20 protein-coding genes are annotated in these 22,648 nt (G+C 71.8%); 12 read left to right on the forward strand and 8 right to left on the reverse strand.

The features are described 5' to 3' along the window. Positions 1 to 194 precede the first annotated feature (194 nt). Both AB0A97_RS18510 and AB0A97_RS18515 read left to right on the forward strand, forming a co-directional pair. Positions 195 to 962, forward strand: a complete 768-nt coding sequence (locus AB0A97_RS18510; RefSeq protein WP_361150738.1) for a hypothetical protein — start codon at positions 195 to 197, stop codon at positions 960 to 962. 84 nt (positions 963 to 1,046) lie between these two features. Then, positions 1,047 to 1,844, forward strand: a complete 798-nt coding sequence (locus AB0A97_RS18515) for an inositol monophosphatase family protein (protein WP_361150741.1) — start codon at positions 1,047 to 1,049, stop codon at positions 1,842 to 1,844. Here the strand turns inward: AB0A97_RS18515 and AB0A97_RS18520 are convergent. The 3 genes from AB0A97_RS18520 to AB0A97_RS18530 all read right to left on the reverse strand — a co-directional run bounded on the left by AB0A97_RS18520 (position 1,835) and on the right by AB0A97_RS18530 (position 3,896). Further along, complete coding sequence (locus tag AB0A97_RS18520; RefSeq protein WP_361150744.1) at positions 1,835 to 1,984, reverse strand: hypothetical protein; 150 nt, start codon at positions 1,982 to 1,984, stop codon at positions 1,835 to 1,837. The two genes, AB0A97_RS18515 and AB0A97_RS18520, sit on opposite strands and share 10 nt — an antisense overlap. After that, positions 1,981 to 3,600 (reverse strand): fibronectin type III domain-containing protein, encoded by a 1,620-nt coding sequence (locus tag AB0A97_RS18525; RefSeq protein ID WP_361150746.1) that lies wholly within the window; start codon positions 3,598 to 3,600, stop codon positions 1,981 to 1,983. The genes AB0A97_RS18520 and AB0A97_RS18525 overlap by 4 nt, the downstream gene beginning before the upstream one ends. Before the next feature lie 86 nt (positions 3,601 to 3,686). Beyond that, on the reverse strand, positions 3,687 to 3,896 hold the full coding sequence (locus tag AB0A97_RS18530) for a hypothetical protein (protein WP_361150748.1): 210 nt from the start codon (positions 3,894 to 3,896) through the stop codon (positions 3,687 to 3,689). Positions 3,897 to 4,034: 138 nt separating this feature from the next. Here AB0A97_RS18530 and AB0A97_RS18535 point away from each other — a divergent pair, with 138 nt between their 5' ends. From AB0A97_RS18535 to menC, 4 genes are all read left to right on the forward strand, one after another. Beyond that, entirely contained in the window at positions 4,035 to 5,057 is a 1,023-nt protein-coding gene (locus AB0A97_RS18535) for a membrane dipeptidase (protein ID WP_361150751.1), read from the forward strand. A gap of 177 nt (positions 5,058 to 5,234) precedes the next feature. Next, entirely contained in the window at positions 5,235 to 6,317 is a 1,083-nt protein-coding gene (locus AB0A97_RS18540) for a M20 family metallopeptidase (protein ID WP_361151087.1), read from the forward strand. A gap of 29 nt (positions 6,318 to 6,346) precedes the next feature. Further along, complete coding sequence (locus tag AB0A97_RS18545) at positions 6,347 to 7,084, forward strand: GNAT family N-acetyltransferase (RefSeq protein ID WP_361151090.1); 738 nt, start codon at positions 6,347 to 6,349, stop codon at positions 7,082 to 7,084. A gap of 37 nt (positions 7,085 to 7,121) precedes the next feature. Further along, complete coding sequence (menC, locus tag AB0A97_RS18550; RefSeq protein ID WP_361150753.1) at positions 7,122 to 8,231, forward strand: o-succinylbenzoate synthase; 1,110 nt, start codon at positions 7,122 to 7,124, stop codon at positions 8,229 to 8,231. On the opposite strand, the gene AB0A97_RS18555 is transcribed toward menC, so the two are convergent. After that, positions 8,209 to 9,738 carry an amidase gene (locus tag AB0A97_RS18555; protein ID WP_361150756.1) on the reverse strand — a complete coding sequence of 510 codons (1,530 nt, stop codon included), beginning with the start codon at positions 9,736 to 9,738 and terminating at the stop codon, positions 8,209 to 8,211. The genes menC and AB0A97_RS18555 overlap by 23 nt on opposite strands. 172 nt (positions 9,739 to 9,910) lie before the next feature. On the opposite strand from AB0A97_RS18555, the gene AB0A97_RS18560 reads away from it, so the two are divergent. Further along, positions 9,911 to 10,537: a helix-turn-helix domain-containing protein gene (locus AB0A97_RS18560; protein ID WP_361150758.1), complete on the forward strand. Its 627-nt coding sequence runs from the start codon at positions 9,911 to 9,913 to the stop codon at positions 10,535 to 10,537. A gap of 3 nt (positions 10,538 to 10,540) precedes the next feature. On the opposite strand, the gene AB0A97_RS18565 is transcribed toward AB0A97_RS18560, so the two are convergent. Continuing rightward, entirely contained in the window at positions 10,541 to 11,416 is an 876-nt protein-coding gene (locus AB0A97_RS18565; protein ID WP_361150760.1) for a helix-turn-helix transcriptional regulator, read from the reverse strand. Between the two features lie 141 nt (positions 11,417 to 11,557). On the opposite strand from AB0A97_RS18565, the gene AB0A97_RS18570 reads away from it, so the two are divergent. Next, positions 11,558 to 12,472: an NAD(P)H-binding protein gene (locus AB0A97_RS18570; RefSeq protein WP_361151093.1), complete on the forward strand. Its 915-nt coding sequence runs from the start codon at positions 11,558 to 11,560 to the stop codon at positions 12,470 to 12,472. Between the two features lie 157 nt (positions 12,473 to 12,629). Further along, positions 12,630 to 14,228, forward strand: coding sequence for a helix-turn-helix domain-containing protein (locus AB0A97_RS18575; protein ID WP_361150762.1), 1,599 nt, complete (start codon positions 12,630 to 12,632; stop codon positions 14,226 to 14,228). 61 nt (positions 14,229 to 14,289) lie between these two features. Here AB0A97_RS18575 and AB0A97_RS18580 read toward each other — a convergent pair whose 3' ends face one another. Further along, positions 14,290 to 15,243 carry a serine hydrolase domain-containing protein gene (locus AB0A97_RS18580; protein ID WP_361150765.1) on the reverse strand — a complete coding sequence of 318 codons (954 nt, stop codon included), beginning with the start codon at positions 15,241 to 15,243 and terminating at the stop codon, positions 14,290 to 14,292. Position 15,244: 1 nt separating this feature from the next. On the opposite strand from AB0A97_RS18580, the gene AB0A97_RS18585 reads away from it, so the two are divergent. Beyond that, positions 15,245 to 15,535: a hypothetical protein gene (locus tag AB0A97_RS18585; protein ID WP_361150767.1), complete on the forward strand. Its 291-nt coding sequence runs from the start codon at positions 15,245 to 15,247 to the stop codon at positions 15,533 to 15,535. Between the two features lie 124 nt (positions 15,536 to 15,659). On the opposite strand, the gene AB0A97_RS18590 is transcribed toward AB0A97_RS18585, so the two are convergent. Beyond that, complete coding sequence (locus AB0A97_RS18590) at positions 15,660 to 16,916, reverse strand: alpha/beta hydrolase (RefSeq protein WP_361150769.1); 1,257 nt, start codon at positions 16,914 to 16,916, stop codon at positions 15,660 to 15,662. A gap of 121 nt (positions 16,917 to 17,037) precedes the next feature. Here AB0A97_RS18590 and AB0A97_RS18595 point away from each other — a divergent pair, with 121 nt between their 5' ends. Further along, entirely contained in the window at positions 17,038 to 17,499 is a 462-nt protein-coding gene (locus tag AB0A97_RS18595; protein WP_361150771.1) for a MarR family transcriptional regulator, read from the forward strand. Here AB0A97_RS18595 and AB0A97_RS18600 read toward each other — a convergent pair. Then, entirely contained in the window at positions 17,484 to 18,725 is a 1,242-nt protein-coding gene (locus AB0A97_RS18600; RefSeq protein WP_361150773.1) for a TIGR04053 family radical SAM/SPASM domain-containing protein, read from the reverse strand. The genes AB0A97_RS18595 and AB0A97_RS18600 overlap by 16 nt on opposite strands. A gap of 227 nt (positions 18,726 to 18,952) precedes the next feature. Here AB0A97_RS18600 and AB0A97_RS18605 point away from each other — a divergent pair, with 227 nt between their 5' ends. Next, a complete protein-coding gene (locus AB0A97_RS18605) occupies positions 18,953 to 22,648 on the forward strand; it encodes a nitrate reductase subunit alpha (RefSeq protein WP_361150775.1) in 3,696 nt (1,231 codons plus the stop codon).

A 22,648-nucleotide genomic window follows, 5' to 3' on the forward strand; every position in this document is an offset into this window, starting at 1 on the left:
GGAATCTACGCCCGGCCTCCGCCGAAGAACAGAGGCCGGGCCACTGAGCCGCCGACTGCGGAAAGTCGCCACAAGGTCACCATTTTGCTGGTTGTTGACTATTTCTTGGTCGTTCATTGCCGGTAGCGTCCAGTCCTGATCGGCGAACCCGATCAGGACCAATACGTGAGCCGTTGGATGCCACCGGAGGATGTATGACCTCTCGTATCACCGCCGCCATAGCCGCCTGCACGCTGAGCCTCGGGGCCCTCGCCGCGGGCGTGGGCACAGCCGCGGCGGCACCGTCCGCCGCCGCTGCCGGTGCGGACGCGCCGTCGCCGAGGGCGGCGGTCGACGCGCGCGCCGCGGCCGTCGACCGGTGCAGCTACCAGGTGGTCCGCTCCGACGACTCCCGTTATGTCTACTCCGTGAGCGGGGTCGTCGGCGGGAGCACGCGCGAGTTCCCGGTGCAGAAGGAGGACTTCGTGCGGTTCTCCGACGAGTGGTTCAAGGTCGCCCAGGTCGACGTGTGCGCGGGCGGGCAGAGCCAGGCCCCCGCCACACTCCGCGTCACGGGCAAGCTGGACCGCCCGGAGCACTACGACCCGTCCGTGCCGCGGACCATCCGCAGCGGCGCCCTCCAGCCCGCTTCCTCGTCGGTGATCCCGAAGGCCCCGCGGTTGACGTCCGTCGACCGCGTCGACGCGGCCACCGTCCGCGTCAACTGGGAAGCCGCACAGGGTGACCCGGACCAGGTGATCGTGCTGGAGCGCAAGCCCTTCTACAGCAGCGAGCTGGGCCTGTGGCACCCCTACACGTTCCGGTGGAACGCTCCGCGCGGCACCACCTCGATGGACCGGAAGCTCCAGCGTGATTCCGGCATCCCGGCCGGAATCCGGGCGCATTCCTACTGGATGCGCGTGGTGAAGGGCGGCTTCGTCAGCGACCTGCGGGCCGAGAGGCCGACCACCGTCGAGCCGTGACGGACGAGCACCACGAAGGGCGCCCGGCCGGCAGAGGGCCGGGCGCCCCCACGGTCCGGGCCGCCTCCCCGTAACCTCTTCGGCATGATCAACTCCTGTGCGGACCTTGACGATGCCGGAGTGGCGGCCGCCGCGGCGCGGGCCGGCGCGGACGTGGTGCGCGACCTGTACGGGCGGCGGCTCGCCCGCATCGACAAGGGTGGTGGGGACTTCGCCACCGAGGCCGATGTGGCGGCCGAGAAGGCGATCCTCGGCGTGCTCCGCGCCGCCCGGCCCGGCGACGCGGTGCTCGGCGAAGAAGGCGGGCGGCACGGTGCCGAGGACGCTGCGCGGCGGTGGCTGGTGGATCCCCTGTGCGGCACGCTCAACTACGCCGTCGGCACGGTGCTGGTCGCCGTCAACGTGGCGCTGCGCGAGGGCGCGGCGGCGGTGGCCGACCCGTTCGGCGGTGAAGTCTTCTGCACCGACGGGGAGACCGCGTGGGTACGGGGCGAAGGTGCCGACCGGCGGCTGACGCCCGCGTCCGCCTCCCGGCTCGTGGACGTCAACCTCGACCCGCCGTTCCCCGGCGCCCCCGGTTTCCGGGCGGTGGACCTGCTGGCCGGGCCCGCCTTCGCCGAGCACTTCCGGCCCCGCGTGGTGTCCACGACGCTCGCGTTGGCCTGGGTCGCGGCGGGCAAGCGCGCCGCGTACGTCACGGACGGCGGCGATCTGTCCGGCAGCGTCCACTTCGCCGCCGGTATCGCCCTGTGCCGGGCCGCCGGCTGCGTCGTCACCGGTGTCGACGGCGCCCCGGTCGGCCGGGGCGGCCGCGGACTCGTCGTGGCCGCCGACGCCGAGACCCACCGACTGCTGATGGCGATGGTGCGCAGTCAGAAGTAGTCGGGAAACGCTCCGGAAGTGATGCGGGACGGGAAGCGTTTCAGGGGCAGTGACGCGTCGGTGCCGACGATGATTCCGGGGACGGACGAACGGCCGCCCATGAGGCGGCCGTTCGCCGTACGGGGGAGGGGTGCCGTCACCCTCGGGACTGCGCTCCGATGGTGGGGGTGGCGCCGTTCTTGTAGAGGGCGATGAGCTTGCTGAAGTCGAACGGCCGCTGGTCCACGCAGGTACAGCGGTAGGTGTCGCACTGTTCGCAGCCGACGGTGCACGGCGGCTGGACGTCGGGGTTGCCCTGGTTGTGGTCGCGGGTGGCATCCCATCCGGAGAGCGCGCCGAGCTGGTTCTCGTGGGCGAACTCGACCAGGCTGCGCTGGTTGTCGAGGGTGAAGACCCGCTTGTTGATGTTGCAGCCGAACATCGGGGTCGCGCCCGTACGGTTCCAGGTCTTCGTGGCGTCCCAGGCGGGCCACAGCGAACCGATCTGGCCGTGCATGGCCTTGAGGCCGATGACACAGCACTCGTACATGTCGGGCGGCGCGCTCTGCCCGAACTCCATCAGCATGCCGTTGACCAGGCCGGGCTCGATTCCGGCGGCGGCCACCTTGGCCAGGAACTTGACGCCGACCGGGCTGAAGCCCGCCGACCCCTCACCGGGCTGCGCGTCGGCGGGAAGCGTGTAGGAGATCTTCAGGCCGGGGTGCTTGGCGAGGAGCTGGGAGACCGCCGCCGTGTGCCGCAGGTGCGCCGCCTCGTCGGACAGGAAGTCGCCCTCGAAGTCGAAGTCGAGGCGCGCCACACCGTAGTTGCGCAGGAACGCCTCGTACTGCTCGACGATCCTCGGGACGCTCGTCTCGACGGCTTCGAGGGGCCTTCCGGAGGCTCCGCCGCAGGAGAAGGCGACCTTGCCGCCGGTGGCGGCCAACTGCTGGATGTCCTTCTTTCCGTACGAGCTCTGGTCGACCTCCCAGTCGGGGCCGTCCTGTCCGGCCCACGCCAGCTTCTTGTTGTTGTTGGCGACGATGAACCCCAGCATGAAGCCGTCCACGCCGGATTCCTGGGCGTACTGGGGGAGGCTGGGGTTCGGCCAGGCCATGTAGTCCACGAACGGCGCGCGCGGCATGTCCCAGGGGCCGCCGTCCGGGAGCTTGTCGGTCGTGCTGAACTCCAGCGGCTGGGACTGGTCGGAGCGGTTCCCCGCGAGGTCCACGGCCGTGACCCGTACCGTGTACGCGGTCGTCGGGGTGAGCCCGGAGAGCACCGCGGTCTCGTCCTTGACCCGCAGTGGCTGGGCGCCGCCGTAGGCCACCTCGTAGCCCTGCACGCCGATGTTGTCGGTGGAGGGGGTCCAGGAGAGCGTGGCCTGGGTCGGGCCGAGGGTGTCCACCCGGAGCTGCGTCGGCACGCTGGGCGGTGTCGCGTCGTCCGGTACGTCGGCGGGCTGCCCGTTGATCTTGAATTCGGTCGGCAGCGGGCCGGGGCCCGGCATGGACCGGGCGAAGCCGAGCCGGAACTCCTGGGTGCCGCGCCGGGGCGGAACGGTCTTGCGCTCGGGCACCAGACGCCCGGTGATCACGTTGCCCGACCGCTGCCAGACGAGCCCGTAGACGTTGGTGACGTTCTGGTCCGACTGCACGCGGAACGAGATTTCCGGATCGACGAGTGGTTCGCTTTCGAAATTCCAGACCGTGGCCTTCATGGTGCCGTACCACTCGCCAGGGGATTCCCATTCCGGCGTGACGTATTGCTTTGCCATGTCCACACCCCTCGTTTCCGACGTCCGGTTCCCGGACGTTCCTCTCCCCGTTGCGACAGGGAACCTAGGCACGGCACATACCGGCGTCAATCACGGAAATCGGCCAGTGACGGACCGGCCGGAACGGTGCGCGGGGACGGGCGCAATTCCGGGAAGGCGTCGCGGAGTGTGGTGCGGATGTGCTGGGCGCACTTCTCGAAAAGACCGGTGCCGGTGGTGCGGGAAGAGACGTGAGGGCTGCGGCGGCCGGTGGTGGCCACGAGCAGCTCCAGGCCCGCCCCTTCAGCTCCAGGCACTCACCGCAAAGACCTTCCCCCGCCCGTGCTTTGTCCATATGCACAGCACATGCCCTGCTGATTCGTTCTCCCGGATCAACAACCCGGCGGCCACCCTTCGTACGCTGCGGCTCAGTTCTCCACGCGAAAGGCACCGTCGTGTCCTTGGACCTGCACCACCGCGCCGTCGTCGCCGACGCCCACAACGACCTCCTGATGGCCGTTGCCGCTCGCCCCCCGAAGCGCTGGGGCGGCTTCTTCCGGGACCGGTGGCTGCCGCAGCTGCGCGAGGGCGGTATCGACATCCAGGTCCTGCCGGTGTTCATCGACGACCAGTACCGCCCCGAAGGCGCGCTCCGGCAGACCCTCCGCATGATCGAGTGCGCCCACACCCTCACCGAGGCCAACGCCGGACACGTCGCGCTGTGCACCGACGGAGCCGGCATCGACGAGGCCCTCGCCGAGCGGAAGATCGCTCTGGTGCTCGCTCTGGAGAGCGCGCCGGGCATCGACGCCTCCGTCGAACTGTTCGCCACCCTGTTCCGGCTGGGCGTACGGATCGCCTCGATCGCCCACTGGGGACGCACCCCGCTCGCGGACGGCAGCCGGGAGGACGCCATCGGCAGCCGGCTGACCGCGCCGGGCGTGCGGGCGCTGCGGGAGATGGAACGCCTGGGCATGCTCTTCGACATCTCCCACCTGGGGGCGAGCGGTGTCTCCCACGTACTGGAGCTCGCGACCCGCCCGCTGATCGCGACCCACTCCTGCGCCCGCGCCCTGCGGGATCACCACCGCAACCTCACCGACGACCAGATCCGCGGTGTGGCCGGCACCGGCGGCGTGGTGTGCGTCAACTTCGTCCCGGACTTCCTCACCGACGACGCGTCGAAGGTGAGCCTCGACCGGGTCGTCGACCACATCGAACACGTCGTCTCCGTGGCCGGGACCGACCATGTCGGCCTCGGCTCGGACTTCCTCCGCGAGGTGGTGGCGGACGTGACCCCGCCCTGCTGCGAGAACCTCGACGAGGAGGACCCGCAGTTCGACTTCCCCGGCCTGGCGGGCCCGGCCGACATGCCCCGGGTCACCGGAGCGATGCTCCGCCGGGGCCTGCCCGAGGAGGACGTCCTCAAGATCCTCGGCGGCAACATGCGACGGCTCATGAGCAAGAACATGGGCTGACGCCGCCCCGGCGGTACCCGCCGGGGCGGCGGGGCCCGACACCAGTCACCGGGCATCCCGGCCCTACCGGTTCACTCGACACTTCACGGAGGACAACCCGTGCCGTACGACTCAGCACGCCGTTCCGCGCCGGCGGACGAAGCACCGTTCACACCGGTCGAACCGGCCCTGGACGCCATGCTCGCCGACCTCGAAGAACTGGTGACCTGCGAGTCCTTCTCCGACGACCACGCGGCCGTGGCCCGCAGCGGTCAGGTGGTCGCCGCGCAGGGCCGCCGGCTGCTCGACGCCGCACCCCGGACGCTGACCCTCGACGGCATCACCCATGTGCGGTGGACGTTCGGAACACCGCGCATCCTGCTGCTGGGCCATCACGACACCGTCTGGCCGACCGGCTCCCTCAAGACGCACCCCTGGTCGATGGAGCAGGGTGTCGTCCGCGGGCCCGGCGTCTTCGACATGAAGGCCGGCCTGGTGCAGATGTTCCACGCTCTCGCCTCGCTGCCCTCCTTGGACGGCCTCTGTGTGCTCGTCACGGGGGACGAGGAGACCGGCTCGGCCACCTCCCGCTCGCTGATCGAGGACGTCGCACGCCGGTGCTCGGCCACCCTCGTTCTGGAGCCCTCGGCGCCCGGCGGAGCGCTGAAGACCGGCCGCAAGGGCGTGTCCCTCTACGACATCACCGTCCACGGCCGGGCCGCCCACTCCGGACTGGAGCCGGAGAAGGGCGTCAACGCGGCCACCGAACTCGCCCACCAACTGCTCGCCCTGGGCGGCATCGCGGGCACCGTCAACGCCTCCACCGGGCCCGGGACGAGCGTCACCCCCACCGTGATGCGGGCCGGCACCTCGAACAACACCGTGCCCGCACAGGCCGAGCTGAGCGTGGACGTCCGCGTGCCGGACGCCACGGCCCAGGACGCCGTCGACCGGCTCATCAGGTCCCTGTCCCCGCGGACTCCCGGCGCCCGCCTGCGGATCGACGGCGGCCCCAACCGGCCGCCCCTGACCCCCGACGCCTCCGGCGACCTGTTCGCCCTGGCCACCGAAGAGGCCGTACGGCTCGGCCTCGGCCCGCTGCGCCGAGCGGCCGTGGGCGGGGCCTCCGACGGCAACTACACCGCCGGGGTCGGGTGCCCCACGCTCGACGGCCTCGGCGCGGTGGGCGACGGCGCGCACGCCGACCACGAACACGTCGTGGCCGCCACCATGCCGGACCGCGCCCGCCTCCTGGCCCGCCTGGTCGGAGCACTGCGGTGAAGGGGACCACCGTCCGGGAGCTGCACCGCATGGCGGACTTCGAGGCCGTCAGCCTGCTCTACGCCGACATCTGGGGAACCCCGCCCGCCCACCCGCCCCTGTCCGCCGAGGTCATGCGGGCCCTCTCGCACGCCGGCAACTATGTGGCCGGAGCGTACGAGGACGGCCGGCTGGTCGGCGCCTCCGTCGGCTTCTTCGGCGAGCCCGTGGGCACCAGCCTGCACTCGCACATCACCGGCGCCGTCATGGGACGTGGCGTGGGCCTCGCCCTCAAGCTGCATCAGCGGCAGTGGGCGACGGCCCGCCGCCTGGAGCGCATCACCTGGACCTACGACCCGCTCATCCGCCGCAACGCCTACTTCAACCTGGTCAAACTCGGCGCCCGGCCGGAGGAGTACCTGACCTCCTTCTACGGCGCGATGGACGACGTCATCAACGGCGGCGACGAGTCCGACCGGGTCGTGGCCGCCTGGAACCTCACCACGCCCACCCCGCCGCCCGGGACGACCGAACTGCCCGCCGGCGCCGCGCACGTCCTCCGTAACGACGCAGGCCGCCCGCGGACCGTGCCGACCGACGCGGCCACCGTACTCGTCGACCTGCCCGACGACATCGAGGCCCTGCGCGGCACGGACCCCGGCGCCGCCCGGGCCTGGCGGCTGGCCGTCCGGCACACCCTGGGCGGCCTGCTCGCCGAGGGCGCCCGCGTCGTCGGCTTCCACGAACGCCGCCGCTACGTGGTCCGACGCCTCCCCACCCGCCCCTGACCGCTCTCCGTTTCCCGCTCCCGAGGAGTCACCAGCCGTGCAGACGAAGATCACCGGCGTTGAGCTGCGCCGCATCGCGATGCCGCTCGTCGCCCCGTTCCGTACCTCCTTCGGCGTGGAGACCAGCCGCGATGTGCTGCTGGTCCGCGTCGTCACCTCCGAGGGCGAGGGGTGGGCCGAGTGCGCCGCCATGTCCGAGCCCCGCTACTGCTCCGAGTACGTCGACAGCGCTCAGGAGGTCCTGCGCAAGTTCCTGATCCCCGCCCTGCCGAAGGACGGCACGGACGCGCACGGGGTGGGTCGGGTCCTGGAGCCCTTCACCGGCCACCGCATGGCGAAGGCCGCGCTGGAGACCGCGGTGCTGGACGCCCGGCTCCGCGCCGCCGGCGAGTCCTTCGGCTCCTATCTGGGGGCCGCCCGGGACCGGGTGCCCTGCGGCGTCTCGGTCGGGATCATGGACTCCGTACCCGAACTCCTCGACGCCGTGGCGGGGTACCTCGACGAGGGATACGTCCGGATCAAATTGAAGATCGAGCCCGGCTGGGACGTCGAGCCGGTCCGAGCCGTACGCGAGCGCTTCGGTGACGAACTGCTCCTCCAGGTCGACGCCAACGCCGCCTACACCCTGGTGGACGCCCGGCAGCTCGCCCGGCTCGACGCCTTCGACCTCCTGCTGATCGAACAGCCCCTGGCCAACGACGACCTGGTCCAGCACGCCGGACTGGCCGAACTGCTGCGCACCCCGATCTGCCTGGACGAGTCCATCGAGTCCGCCGCCGACGCCGCGGCGGCCATCTCCCTCGGCGCCTGCTCCGTCATCAACATCAAGCCGGCCAGGGTCGGCGGCTACCTCGAAGCCCGACGCATCCACGACCTCGCCCGCGCCCACGGCATACCCGTCTGGTGCGGCGGCATGCTGGAGACCGGCATCGGCCGCGCCGCCAACGTGGCGCTGGCCGCCCTGCCCGGCTTCACCCTCCCCGGCGACACCTCCGGATCCAGCCGCTACTTCGCCACCGACATCACGGAGCCGTTCGTCTTGGCCGACGGCCACCTCGACGTCCCCGCCGGCCCCGGCCTCGGCGTCGAGCCGTTGCCCGACGTCCTCGACGAGGTCACCACCTTCAGTGAATGGGTGGCGTTGTGAGGGCGCCGTCGGTTCGACGGTTCCCCGGGGCCTCGGCGGGTGTGCCGGTGCCCGTGTGGTGCCCCGCCCACACCACGGGGGTCCGGCCTGCCCACGGGCTTGCCTGTTCGAGTTGACCGGCGAGGCGGAAGAGGCGGCTTTCGAGGCCGTGACCGGCGGCGAACTGCATACCGATCGGGAGCCCCGTCCCGGCGTCGGCCGTCACCGGCACGGACATGGCAGGCGTACCCGCCACGTTGAACGGCATGGTGAACGGGGAGCGGTCGTTGAGGCGGTCGATCCAGCCGAAGCCGTCCGACGCCGCCGCGCCCTCGGCGTAGGTGCCCAGGGGCATGGGAAGCTCCGGCAAGGTCGGGGTGAGCAGGATGTCGTGGGTGTCGAAGTACCGCGCCAGGCTCCGGGCGACCCGGTTGCGCATCGCGAGCGCGGTGACGAACTCGGTGCCGCCGACCTGCTGCCCGTAGTGACAGCCGGCGAGCGTCGCCGGTTCGAGCGTCGAGGAGTCGACCGGCCGGCCGAAGGCGGCGGCCAACGCGTCGACCGAGGCCGCCAGGTTGACCGTGAACAGCCGGGCGTTGGCCAGGACGAACTCCTCCCGGTCGACCCCGAGGTCGACCGAAACCTCCTCCACCCGGTGGCCGAGGGCTTCGAGCAGCCGCACGGTACGGGAGAGCGCGTCGGCCACGGGTGCGGTGGTGCGCCGTCCGCCCCATGCCTGGGGGAGGACACCGATACGCAGTGAGCCCGGGTGGCGGGTGACCTCCTCGGCGTAGGGCCGGGACGGCTGCTGGGCGAAGTACGGGTCGCCCGGCTCCGGGCCGCGCATCCGGTCGAGCAGGGCCGCACTGTCGCGTACGGTGCGGCTGACGCTGCCGTGCACGGCCAGGCCGCTGAAGGTCTCGTCGGCGTCGGGGCCCATGGAGACACGGCCACGGGTGGGCTTCAGCCCGAAGAGGCCGGTACAGGCGGCGGGGATGCGCAGGGAGCCGGCGGCGTCGGTGGCGTGGGCGATCGGAACCACCCCGGCCGCGACAGCCGCGGCCGCGCCCCCGCTGGATCCGCCCGCGCTCCGCTCCGGACTCCAGGGGTTGCGGGTCGCGCCGTACAGCACGGATTCCGTCGTGATGCTGTAGGCCAGCTCGGGTGTCGCGGTACGGCCGAACGTCACGAGGCCGGCGTCACGGAAGCGCCGCATCAGGGCGGAGTCGGCGTCGGCGACATGGCCGGCCGCGAGACGGCTGCCCAGCTCCGTCCGCCGTCCGGCCATGGTGATCCCGATGTCCTTGATCAGAAAAGGGACGCCCGCCAGCGGTGCGCTGCCGGGGCGGGGGTCGGGCCCGGGCCCGTCGTCGGTCGGCCAGGTCTCCACGACGGCGTTGATCCGCGGATTGACCGCCTGTACGGCCTCGCGTGCGGCTGCCTCCAGTTCGGCGGGGGACACCTCGCCCCCGGCCACCAGCTCCGCGAGCCCGACAGCGTCGAAGCGCACGTACTCGGAAACCCTCACAGTCACTCCCAGCGGAAAGAAAGATACCGGCAGGTTCCGAACGATACCCAACGGTATCGCGTGGGCCGGGCTGGTACCGTAACAGGAGTCGGGAGGCCTCGGAGGCCCTACAGGTCCCACCGGGCTCACGGGCCCCGGACGCCCCACGATCGACGGGAGTCACGGAGCAGTCATGGCAGCGACCACCAGAAGGCCGGACAGGGTGGCGAAACTGCCGCCTCGTGAGCGCATCCTCGACGCGGCGGAGGAGCTCTTCCAGCGTGAGGGAATCCGGCGGGTGGGCGTCCAGGCGATCGCCGAGCGGGCCCGGACCACCAAGATGGCGATCTACCGGCACTTCGAGACCAAGGACGCCCTGGTCGCGGAGTGGCTGCGGATCGTCGCCGCCGACTACCAGGCGGCCTTCGACCGGGTCGAGGCCGAACACCCCGGCCGCCCCAGGGAGCAGATCCTGGCCCTGGCGCGCTTCATCGCCGAGGGACTGCCGGCGCTCTCGTACCGGGGCTGCCCGTTCATCAACTCCCTCGCCGAACTGCCGGACCGGTCCGATCCCGCACGGCAGGTGATCGAGCAGCACAAGGCCCGCCAGACCCGCAGACTGGTCGGCATGTGTGCCGCGGCCGGGCTGCCCGACCCCGAGCAGACCGCCGCCGAAATCACCTTCGTACTGGAAGGCGCGCAGGTCAGCATGCAGAACGGAAGCATCGATCAGGTGGGGGACCGCCTCCTGAGAACGGTCGAGGGGATCATCGACCGGCACCGCTCCCGGCCCGGCACCGGTCGGGCGGCCACCGGCTGACCGTCACTCACCACGGCCGGGCGGCAGCGCCGGGGCAGCGGCCGGGACGGGAGCCGGGGACGCCAGGCCGAGCAGGGCGTTCGAGGTTTTGCCGTCCGCCGGGTGAAAGGCCCAGATCCGGTGGCCTTCGCTGCCCGGAAGCTCCAGGACGTGCTGGTCGAGGGCGAGCGTTCCGGCCCTCGGGTGCCGGAGCCGTTTGTGGTCCAGCGCCTTCTCGTAGAGGTGGTGCCCGCTCCAGGCGGACCGGAAGACGTCGCTGTGCGCGGACAGCTCGTCCAGCAGGTGTGTCAGGCGCGCCGATGCCGTCTCGGGGCCGGTCTGGGCGCGCAGGGACGCCACCACGCAGCGGGCGAGTTCGGGCCAGTCGGTGAAGAACGACGGTGCGCCGGGGGCGAGAAACACCAGGCGGGCGTAGTTGTCCCGGGGCTCCAGTCCCTCGTGCAGGAGCTCCCCGAGGGGGTTGACGGCCACGATGTCGAGCCATCGGTTCACCAGCAGGGCGGGTACCGGCAGGGAGTCGAGCAACCGGCGCACGGCCGCACGGCGCTCCGTACCCATGCCGGGCGCCTCGCCGCCCAGGGCGGTACTCGCGGCGGAGAGTTCACGCAGGTGGCGCGCCGCCACGGCGTCCAGCAGCAAGGCCTTGGCCAGACCTTCCACCACGGTGGGGGACGGCCGGCGTTCCCGCCCCTGTTCGAGGCGCACGTAGTAGTCGGTGCTGATCCCGGCCAGGAGTGCCACTTCGTCCCGCCGCAGCCCCGGCACCTGACGCTGCGCCCCCGCGGCCAGCCGGTGCTGTTCGGGCCGTACCCGGTCCCGCCTGGCGCGCAGGAAGGCCGCCAGTGGCGCGCCTCCGCCGTGTCCTGCTGCAACGTCCATTCCACCAGCGTAAGGACGAGGCGCCGCTGGTCCGGGGTGGGTGCGGCACTCCTACCCGTACGGATCGCCGGGTGCCTAGTGTCGGCCTGCCGAAGGGCCCGGGACGCAGCCGGGCAACCACCAAGGAAAAGAGTGACCTCGATGTTCGTCATCACCGGCGCCAGTGGCCGCACCGGACGGGCCGCCGCCGAACACCTTCTCGCCGCCGGGCACCGGGTGCGGGCCGTCGGCCGTTCCGCCGGGCGGCTGGCCGATCTTGCCGCACGGGGCGCCGAGGTCTGCGAGGCCGACCCGGCGGACCCCGGCGCGCTGACGGATGCCCTCCGCGGCGCGGACGGTGTCTACGCGGTGATCCAGCCCAACTACCTCCCTCACCACCCCGACTTCGGCGCCTTCCAGGACCGGGTGGCGGACTCCCTGACCAGGGCGGTCGCGGAGTCCGGTGCGACCCGCGTCGTCGGGCTCAGCAGTTGGGGAGCCCAGCATGCCGCGGGCACCGGGCCGGTGGCGGGGCTGCACCGCTTCGAACAGCGTCTCTCGGCCGTCCCCGGAGTCGACACGCTGTGGCTGCGGGCGGGCTACTTCATGGAGAACCTGCTGGACCACATCGGTACCGCCAGGGCCCACCACCGCATCAGCGCCCCCTTCGACCCCGGCCTTCCGCTGCCGTTCGTGACCACCCGCGACATCGGGTCGCGGGCCGGGGAGGCGCTGGCCGCCGGGGCCTGGTGCGGTACGGAAGTCCTGGAGCTCCAGGGCGAACGCGACGTGAGCATGCGGGAAGCCGTGCGCTTGATCGCCGAGGCGGTGGGAGCGGACGACCTCACCTATGAGCAGACCGGCCTCGCCGATTTCCGCGCCGGACTCCGTGAGGCAGGCGTCTCCGAAAACGTCGCGGACATGATGACCGAGGCCGGCGAGGCCATCAACTCCCGGCACATACGGATGCGGCAGCCGCGTACCGCCCGCACCTCCACCCCCACCTCCATCGAGCGGTTCATCGAGGACGAATTCGCTCCCCGGTTCCGTACGGCTCGGCCCACCGAAGGCGGCTGAACACGTCCCTGCCGCGGCTCGCGGGTTTGTGGAAACGGACAACAGAAACGTACGTTCCTGTGGGGATCGGCCAGTCACCCGGACGTGTCCAGCAAGCAACCTTGGCTGTCCGGGCAGCAGCCTGACCGGATCCGGGAAGACGCGGTGAGGAGCACCTATGGACGCCTGTACGCTCGGCGACCTGATCGACATCGTCGGCAGCCCGCCCCTGCGGCTGCACACCGCTCCGGCCGGTTTCGCCGCCCCGGTCACCGAGGCGCTGCTGTACGACGCCCACGCCCCGCTGCCCCACGCGCCCGGCGCCCTGCTGCTCGCGGTCGGCGTACGGGCGGCCGCGGCCGGACCGCTGCTGCGGGCCGCTGCGGAGGCCGGGATCACCGGAGTCGTGGTGCGGGACACGGCCGGACCGCCGGTCGGCGAGGCCGAGACGCACGGCGTGGCGCTGCTGGCCGTCGACGAGAACGCGGCCTGGCACCATGTGCACCTGATGCTGGCCTCGGCGATCGGCGCCCGCTCCGCCCACAGCGCCGCCGGCCTGGGGGACCTGTTCGCACTGGCCGACGCGATCGCGGCGGCGACCGGCGGGGCGACGGCCGTGGAGGACCCGCGCCAGCGGATCCTGGCCTACTCCACCGTGCCCGGGCAGCCGGTCGACGAGGACCGCCGCCAGGGCATCCTCGGCTTGCAGGTACCGGGCAGCGTGGACAACTCCGAGCAGGTCAGGAAGGTGTTCGCCGCGGGCGGGCCGGTGCGGCTCCCCTCGCTCACGCCGGGGGACCTGCCGCGGCTGGCCGTCGCGGTGCGGGCCGGCGGCGAGTCCCTCGGCTCGATCTGGGTGATCGACGGCGGCACTCTCGCCCCGGACGCCGAGGAGACCCTGGTCCAGGGCGCGTCCACGGCGGCACTGCTCCTGCTGCGTGCCCGCGCGGCCCGGGAACTGGCCCGCCATCAGAACACCGACCTGCTGCGCCGATTGCTGGACGGTTCGGCGGACGCCTCGGCCGCAGCGCACCGCCTGGGGTGGGACGCGGTGCGCGTGGCCGCGTTCGTGCTGGACTTCTCGGCGAGCGTGCCCGACGCCGAGCGGGCGTCGCTCAGGCTGCTGGACGTCGTACGACTGCAGTGCGAGGCGCGGTACGGGCGGCACGCGTGCGTACTCCTGGACGGGGTGGTGTACGCGTTGCTGCCGGCGCCCAAGGAGAGTGCCGGAGCGTGTGCGCCGCGCGAGCAGAGGACCGCCCACCAGCGGCACCGGCAACTGGCGGAGGACATCGTGCGCCGGGCCGGGCGGTCGCTGCGGGTGCCGGTACGGGCAGCGCTCGGCGAGGTGGCACAGGATCTCGGTGCCGTGGCGGACTCGCGTGCGGACGCGGATCTGGTCCTCCGGCTGTTGCACGACGACCTGCCGGTGGCCACGGTCGACGAGGTGCGGCCCCGGGTGACGCTGCTACGGCTGTCCGACGTCATGCACCAGCAACGGGGGCTGCGGGCGGGCGTCTGGCAGCGGGTGCTCGCGGCGGACGCCGAGCACGGCACCGACTACGCCCGTACCCTGGTGTCCTGGTTCGACGCGGGCTGCGACGTGGCGGGCGCGGCGAAGCTGCTCTCCGTCCACCCCAACACCTGCCGCTACCGCCTGAAGCAGGCCGGCCGGCAGCTCGGGATCGATTTCGAGGACCCCGACGAACGGCTGGTCCTGTGGCTCCAGTTGAGGGCGCTGGCGGGGCTCGGCGGTGCTGCCGGAGCAGGAGAGTGACGGCCCCGGGCCATCTGGGAGGCACCACGGTGCCGCCCAGATGCTCCGCGTGGCAGCCCGGTCAGCGAAGGTCGTGGATCAGCTTGCCGATGACGGCGTCCACCTTGTCCGAGTCGAACGACTCCGAGCCGATCAGCAGGGTCACGGCCCGCCGGCCGTCGTCGGTGACGGCGTTGCGGAACTTGTGGCCGGACTCCATGTGGCCGCTGTGCCCCCAGGTGACGAAGCCGGGGGAGGTCTCGTAACGCTCGACTCCCAGGCCGTAGCGCTCACTCGGGAAGCTGTCCGCTACGGTCTTCTTCATCTCGGCGAGCTGGGCCGGGGCCAGCAGCCTGCCGGAGAGCAGCGCGGTCCAGAAGGTGGTCGCGTCGGCACTGGTGGAGACCAGCGCGCCCGACGCGTCGGCCCCGGAGGTGTTCCATTCCGTCCGGTCCACCAGTTTCCCGCCCCGGTCCACGTAACCGCGCATGTCCGGCTTGGGCAGCGTGGTCCGGTCGCCGGGCCAGAAGGTGTGGCGCAGCCCGAGCGGCTTGATGAGCCGCTGTTCGATCTCGGTGCCGATGCCGCGGCCGGTGACCTCCTGGACGATCAGGCCGACCAGGTTGTAATTGGTGTTGGAGTAGGCGAAGCCGCCGGGGGTCCGGTCGTCGGGCGGGGGCAGCGTCAGGGCCTGCTCGACCGTCTCCAGGGGATCCATGTGCTCCCAGCGGTGCGCCTCCAGGTCGTCCCACGCTTCCAGGTAATCGGGCAGACCGCTGGTGTGCTGCAAGAGCTGCCGGACCGTGATCCTGCGGCCGTCGTAGTGCTCGGTGCGGACGAGGCCGGGCAGATACCGCTCCACGGTGTCATCGAGCTGCAACCTGCCTTCACCGACGAGCTGGAGCACGACGGTGGCGGTCCAGGTCTTGGTGTTGCTGGCAATGCGGCCGTGCTCATCGCCGACGGCCTCACGGCCCGTCCTGAGATCGGCGAGGCCGACACCGCCGTGCCGTACACCGCAGCGGGGGCTTTTCACCGTGACGCTGATGCCCGAGGCGCCGACATCTTTCAGTGCCTTCAACGCGGTCCGGACGGGCTGGTTGTCGCACCGCGGTGCCGCGGCCGACGCGGCCGGCGCCGCCGTCATCAGAGAGGCGGTGACGGCCAAGGCCACGGCACTGGTCCCGTATCGCATGACGTCTGACGTCTCCTTCGGTGAGGCCGGAACTGATGCGTGCGGCATCGGGCCGGTTCAGCCCCGTGTGCCGCTCGTTCGTCGGAACGTGCGTTCGGACAGCGTCGCCGCCGGCCCGGCCGGGCGCACGTGATGTCCGTACAGAGATCGCGCACAGGTCTTGTGCGTCCGGCCAAAGGGACGCACACAGCCGGTGGGGTGCGTCGAGGGCCGGGCCACACGTGTGACGCGTGTGGCCCGGCCCTGAAGGTACTGGTCTAGGACTGGCGGGCCTTGCCGAGCGCGGCCGGAGCGGCGCCGAGCCACCAGTCGGGGTCGGCGGTGCCGTCGGCTGTGGTGCCGTCGCGGCGCACGTAGTGCCGTACGTCCCGGCCGGGCTCCTGCAGCGCTCCGTTCAGGGCGCGCTCGACCCACTCGGCACCGAAGCGGAACATCTCGGCGGCGACCCCGCCCAGGGGGTGGAACTCGTTCTCGTAGACGCGCATCTCCTTGGGAGCCCGGATGCGCTCGTAGGTGGCCAGCGCCTGCTCCAGCGGCGTCAGCTCGTCGAACTCGCCGATGCCGACCAGCACCGGCCGGGTGAGGCGGGTGACGAGGTCGCCCAGCGGCATCAGCGCGGCCAGCTCCCGGTCGAAGCGCTCCTCGTCGCTGAAGCCGGACATGTACATGTAGTTGTGCTTGAAGGTGGGCTGGGCGCGCTCGAAGATGGTGTCGAAGTCGCCGGTGACGCCCTCGAAAGTGGCCAGCGCGGCCAGGCGCGGGTCGGCGGCGGCCGCCCGCAGGCCCCAGTAGCCGCTCATGCTGATGCCGAACATGCCGATGCGCCCGGCGTCGACCTCCGGCAGGCCGGCGAGGTGGTCGATGTAGCGGCTGATGGCCCGCTCGTAGTTGGTCAGGTCGACCGTGAGGCCGTTGGCGCGGGTCTCTCCCTGGCCGGGGCCTTCGATGGACAGGGCCACGATGCCGTGGGAGGTGTAGTAGCGCTCCGCGGCCTGGATGTAGTCCTCCTTGATCATGTCCATGCCCGGGCCGAGGATCACCGCGGGGGCGTTGTGCACCGGGCCGGCCGGCAGGTGCAGCAGTGCGTAGAGGTGCTGCCCCTCGAAGTCCAGCACCACGCGGCGCACCCGGTCCCCGCGCAGGCTGCCGAGGCGGGCGACGCAGTGGTCGGTGCGCTCGCGGAAGGCCGCCTTGCGGGGGTCGCCCGCGTCGAAGACGGAGTACTGGGCGCGGCCCCACATCACCGCGGCGCGCAGGTAGAGGTCGGCGGCGGTGCGCGCGAACCCCTCCCGCTCGTGGTGGGTGGCGCGCCGCTCGGCCTGGCCGGCGACGGTTGCCCAGGCCTTGGGGAGCATGGCTCCGCTCTTGACGAGTGCGAAGACCTTGTCGAAGTCGGCGGGGTCGTGGCCGAGTTGTTCCATGGTGCCCTTGGCCTCGGGGTGCAGGGCGTCGAAACCGCCCTGTGCCAGGGCGATGTCCAGGCTCCAGTTCTGGCCGGTGGACCGTGTGGTCATGGGGCCTTCCTCCTCTGCGGCGTCAGTGCCCGACGCTTGAGTTAAGTACTTACCTTCAATTCATTAAGTACTTACCTTAGGATGTTTGTCAACCGCAGTGCCCATCGGAGAGAGACACGCCATGCCCCCTCGTCGCCCGCAGACCGACTCCGAGCGCAAGCTCGCCCTGGACGAGCTGTCCCGGGCCGCCTACAGCCTCAGCGCAGCCGACGCCCGCCTGCGGGGCCGCGCCACCCGCACGCCCGGCGCGCTCTCCCTCACCCACGCACGCGCCCTGCGGGTGCTCGCCGAGAACGGTCCGCTCTCCATCCGTGAACTGGCCGCCGCGACCGAGACCACGCCCCCTGGCGCCACGCAACTGGTCAACGGCCTCGTCGCCGCCGGCTACGTCACCCGCGAGCAGGTCCCGGGCCGTAAAGCCGTCGCGGTCGCCCTCACCGCCAGCGGCCAGGAGCGCCACAACGAGCGGCAGGCGCTCCTGCAACAGGCGCTGGACACCGCCCTCACCGACTACGACACGGCCGCCCTCGACTCGGCGGCGGAGGTGCTGCGCCGGCTTTCGGTCATCTACGACCGCCTCTGACGCGGCCGTACGCCGTCATGGCCGGTCCCGGCCACCAAGTCCGCCACTTCCCGCTGGTAGGGGAACGACCCGGGCTCGTAACCGCACCACGGTTCCTCGGCGAGCGGGTCGCCGGTGACGGCGTAGGCGCGGGACCGGGATCCTCCGCAGACGTGGCGGAACTCGCAGCGGCCGCAGCGGCCGAGGAGTCGGCCCGCGTCGCGCAGGGCGGTGAACAGGTCCGAGTCGCGGTAGATCTCCGACAGCGGGCGGGTGCGTACGCTGCCCGCCGAGAGGGGGAGGAAGCCGCTGGGGTGCACGGTGCCGGTGTGGGAGACGAAGACGAAGCCCCGTCCGGCGTTGACGTCCAGGGGCGGGCGGCGGGTCCGGCGGGGGCCGGTGCAGAGGTTCAGCTCTTCGGCGCGGTCGCGGAGCCGGCGGTACAGGGGGCCCAGGCGGAGGGCCTGGACGTGGTCCGCGCCCTTCGCGGCGAGGATCGCGCGTTGCAGGGCGACGCGGCGGAAGTGGTGGGCTTCGGTGGTCTTGACCGGCACCGACAGCCCGACGTCGTGGAGGAAGTTGAGGACGTCCTCGGTCTCCGCGGGGCTGAGCGCGGCGAGTCGACTGCCGCGTCCGGTCGGTACGAGGAAGAAGGCGCTCCACAGCATGACCCCGTGCTCGCGGACCAGTGCCGCGATCTCCGGCAGGTCGTCCAGGTTGTGCCGGCCGACCGTGGTGTTGATCTGGACCCTCATGCCCAGGCGGCGGGCGGTGTCCCAGGCGTCCAGGGTCCAGCGGTGGACGCCGGGGACGCCCCGGAAGCCGTCGTGGAGTGCGGCGGTGGAGCCGTCCAGGCTCAGGGACAGGCCCGCCGCCCCGGCCTCGTGCACGGCGCGGAGGTTGGGTGCGGTCAGGGTCGGGGTGCCCGAGGGAGAGACGGCGACCTTTACCCCGGTCCGCGTGCCGTAAACGATCAGTTCCAGCAGATCGGGACGCTGGAAGGGGTCGCCGCCGGTGACGACGAACAGGGGAGCGGGCCGGCCGAAGGCGGCGACCTGGTCGATCAGGCCCTTGGCGGACCGGGTGTCCAGCTCGCGGGGGTCGCGGGCGGGGGTCGCGGTCGCCCGGCAGTGCAGGCAGGCCAGCGGGCAGGCGCGGGTCGACTCCCAGATGACGATGAACGGCTTGTCCGCCACCGCCTGGTGCTGCCGGCGGACCGGCCGGGCGCCGGTCACCGGTGCGGACACGGGACGGAGCGGCGGGCCGGCCGCCGGGCGTGGTGGTGCATGAGCGGTACCTCCGATGCGATCAGCCCCAGCATGCGGCCGGGGAGGCGGCTGCCGCCGGGGGCGGGGCGGCCCCGGCGCAGGGTCGTTGGTCCCGTGTGGCCGAAAACATTCGAGGTCCTGTGGCCCTGCGGCGCGGGACGCTTCGCCCACCGTGCCCGGCATGGGCCGGACCTAGGTTCGGTTGCATGGAGAACAAGAAGATCAGCAGCCCGTCGGCGGCTGATGAAGCACGCGGCTGGCCGCTGGCCGGCCGGCGGCTGCTCGACCGCCGCGAGGTGAGTGCGGACGGACGCGCCGTGTTCGGCACGGGGGACCCGCGGTGGGAGGGTTTCTACCGCGACCGCTGGGCCCATGACAAGGTCGTCCGCTCCACCCACGGGGTCAACTGCACCGGGTCCTGCTCCTGGATGGTCTACGTCAAGGACGGCATCATCACCTGGGAGCACCAGGCCACCGACTATCCGTCGATCGGTGCCGACTGCCCCGAGTACGAGCCGCGGGGCTGCCCGCGCGGCGCATCGTTCTCCTGGTACACCTACTCGCCCAGCCGGGTGCGCTACCCGTACGTACGCGGCACGCTGCTGAAGATGTGGCGGGAGGCGCGCCGCCGGCTCGGCGACCCGGTGGCCGCCTGGGCGGAGATCACCGGAGACCCGGCCAAGGCCCGCGCGTACAAGAAGGCCCGGGGCAAGGGCGGGCTGGTGCGCGCCGACTGGGACGAGGTGGCCGAGCTGGTCGCCGCCGCCCAGGTGCACACCGTCAAGACGTACGGCCCGGACCGGGTGGCCGGGTTCTCGCCGATCCCCGCGATGTCGATGGCGTCCTTCGCCGCCGGCGCGCGGTTCATGTCCCTGATCGGCGGCACCCTGCTGTCGTTCTACGACTGGTACGCGGACCTGCCCGTCGCCTCGCCGCAGGTCTTCGGCGACCAGACGGACGTGCCGGAGGCCGCCGACTGGTGGAACGCCGGGTACCTGATCATGTGGGGGTCCAACATCCCCGTCACCCGGACCCCGGACGCCCACTTCCTGACCGAGACCCGCTACAACGGCACCAAGGTCGTCGCCGTCAGCCCCGACTACGCCGACAACGTCAAGCACGCCGACGAGTGGCTGGCCCCGCACCCGGGGACGGACGGCGCCCTGGCGATGGCGATGGGCCACGTCATCCTGCGCGAGTTCCTGGTCGACCGGGCCACTCCCTACTTCGAGGGCTGTCTGCGCCGGTTCACCGACGCCCCGTTCCTGGTCACACTGCGCGAGCGGGACGGCGATCTGGTGCCCGACCGCTTCCTGACGGCGGCCGACCTCGGCGACACCGACGAGAACGCGCGCTTCAAGACGGTCCTTGTCGACCGTGCGAGCGGTGACCCGGTGGTGCCCAACGGATCGCTCGGCTTCCGCTGGGGCGAGCAGGGCAAGGGCCGCTGGAACCTCGAACTGGGCGACACCGAGCCGGAGCTGAGCCTGCTGGAGAGGGCTGAGGACACGGCCACCGTGGCGCTGCCGCGCTTTGACGAGGGACCCACCGAAGGCGGCGGGGTCATGGTCCGCGGCGTACCGGTCCGTGAGATCGGCGGCCGGCAGGTGACCACCGTCTTCGACCTGATGCTGGCCCAGTACGGCGTGCACCGCCCCGGACTGCCCGGCACCTGGCCTGCCTCCTACGAGGACGCCTCCCAGCCGTACACCCCGGCCTGGCAGGAGACCATCACCTCGGTCCCCGCGGCCCAGGCGGCCCGTATCGCCCGGGAGTTCGCCCGCAACGCCGAGCGCACCGAAGGCCGCTCCATGATCGCCATGGGCGCCGGCACCAACCACTGGTTCCACTCCGACACCATCTACCGCGCCTTCCTGGCCCTGACCACCATGACGGGCTGCCAGGGCGTCAACGGCGGCGGCTGGGCCCACTACGTCGGCCAGGAGAAGGTCCGTCCCCTGACCGGCCTGCAACACCTGGCGTTCGCCTTCGACTGGCAGCGGCCCACCCGTCACATGGCCGGTACGTCCTACTGGTACCTGGCCACCGACCAGTGGCGCTACGAGGCGTTCGGCCCGGACGAGCTGGCCTCCCCGCTGGGCGAGGGACGGTTCGCCGGCCGCGCCACCGCCGACTGCCTGGCCCAGGCCGTCCGCATGGGCTGGACCCCCGGCCACCCCGGCTTCGACCGCAACCCGCTGGACCTGGCCGACGAGGCGGCCGCCGCCGGCCGCCCGGTGGCGGAGCACATCGTCGAGGGACTGACGTCCGGCACCCTGCGCTTCGCCGCCGAGGACCCGGACGACCCGGCCAACTTCCCGCGCGTACTGACCGTGTGGCGGGCCAACCTGCTGGGCTCCTCCGGCAAGGGCAACGAGTACTTCCTGCGCCACCTGCTGGGCACGGATGCCGCCGTGCGCTCCGAGGAGACACCGCCGGAGAAGCGGCCCCGGGACGTCGTCTGGCACGAGGAGGCCCCTGAGGGCAAGCTCGACCTCCTGGTCAGCATGGACTTCCGGATGACCTCCACCGGGCTGTTCTCCGACGTCGTGCTGCCGGCCGCCACCTGGTACGAGAAGGACGACCTGTCCAGCACCGACATGCACCCCTTCGTGCACGCCTTCACCCCGGCCATCGCGCCGCCCTGGCAGGCACGGACCGACTACGACACCTTCCTGACCATCGCGGACCGCTTCAGCGAGCTGGCCGAGGAGCACCTCGGCACCCGTACCGACGTCCTGGCCGTGCCGCTCCAGCACGACACCCCCGACGAACTGGCCCAGCCCGGCGGCATCGTCGCCGACTGGAAGGCCGGCGAGTGCGCGCCGGTCCCCGGGCGCACCATGCCCAAGCTGGTGACCGTCGAGCGGGACTACACGGCGGTGGCGGACAAGATGCGCGCCGTCGGCCCGCTCCTCGACCGGCTCGGGACCACCACGAAGGGCGTCACCGTCCGTCCGGACGAGGAACTGGAGCGGCTGCGGCGTACGAACGGGGTCCGGCACGGTGGCGCGGTGGACGGCCGGCCCTCGCTGGCCACCGCGACGGACATGTGCGAGGCGATCCTCGCGCTGTCCGGCACCACCAACGGACGGCTGGCCACCGAGGGATTCAAGGCGCTGGAGGAACGTACCGGCACCGAGATGGCGCATCTGTCCGCCGAGCGGGAGGCAGAGCGCATCACCTTCGCCGACACCCGCGTCCAGCCCCGCTCGGTGATCACGTCCTACGAGTGGTCCGGCAGCGAGACCGGCGGGCGCCGCTACTCCCCGTTCGTCATCAACGTCGAGCACCGCAAGCCCTGGCACACCCTCACCGGCCGCCAGCACTTCTTCGTCGACCACGACTGGATGACCGAACTCGGTGAGCAACTGCCGGTCTTCCGTCCGCCGTTGAACACCGCACGGCACTACGGCGACGAGCACCTGGGGGAGGACGGCCGTGCCGAGGTGACGGTCCGCTACCTCACCCCGCACTCCAAGTGGTCCATCCACTCCGAGTACCAGGACAACGCCTACATGCTCGCGCTGTCCCGCGGCGGGCCGGTGATCTGGATGAGTACCGCCGACGCCGAGAAGATCGGCGTCAAGGACAACGAGTGGATCGAGGCGTACAACCGCAACGGTGTCGTGGCGGCCCGCGCGGTGGTCACCCACCGGATGCCCGAGGGCACGGTGTACATGTACCACGCCAAGGACCGCACGGTGAACGTGCCGAAGACGGAGGTCAGCGGCAAGCGCGGCGGCATGCACAACTCCCTGACCCGGCTGCTGCTCAAACCGTCGCACCTGGCCGGCGGCTACGCCCAGTTCACCTACGCCTTCAACTACTACGGCCCCACCGGCAACCAGCGCGACGAGGTCACCGTCATCCGCCGCCGCGGCCAGGATGTGGAGTACTGA

It is taken from the genome of Streptomyces sp. NPDC045470 (genome assembly GCF_040646595.1).
In the GTDB taxonomy this organism is placed as follows: domain Bacteria; phylum Actinomycetota; class Actinomycetes; order Streptomycetales; family Streptomycetaceae; genus Streptomyces.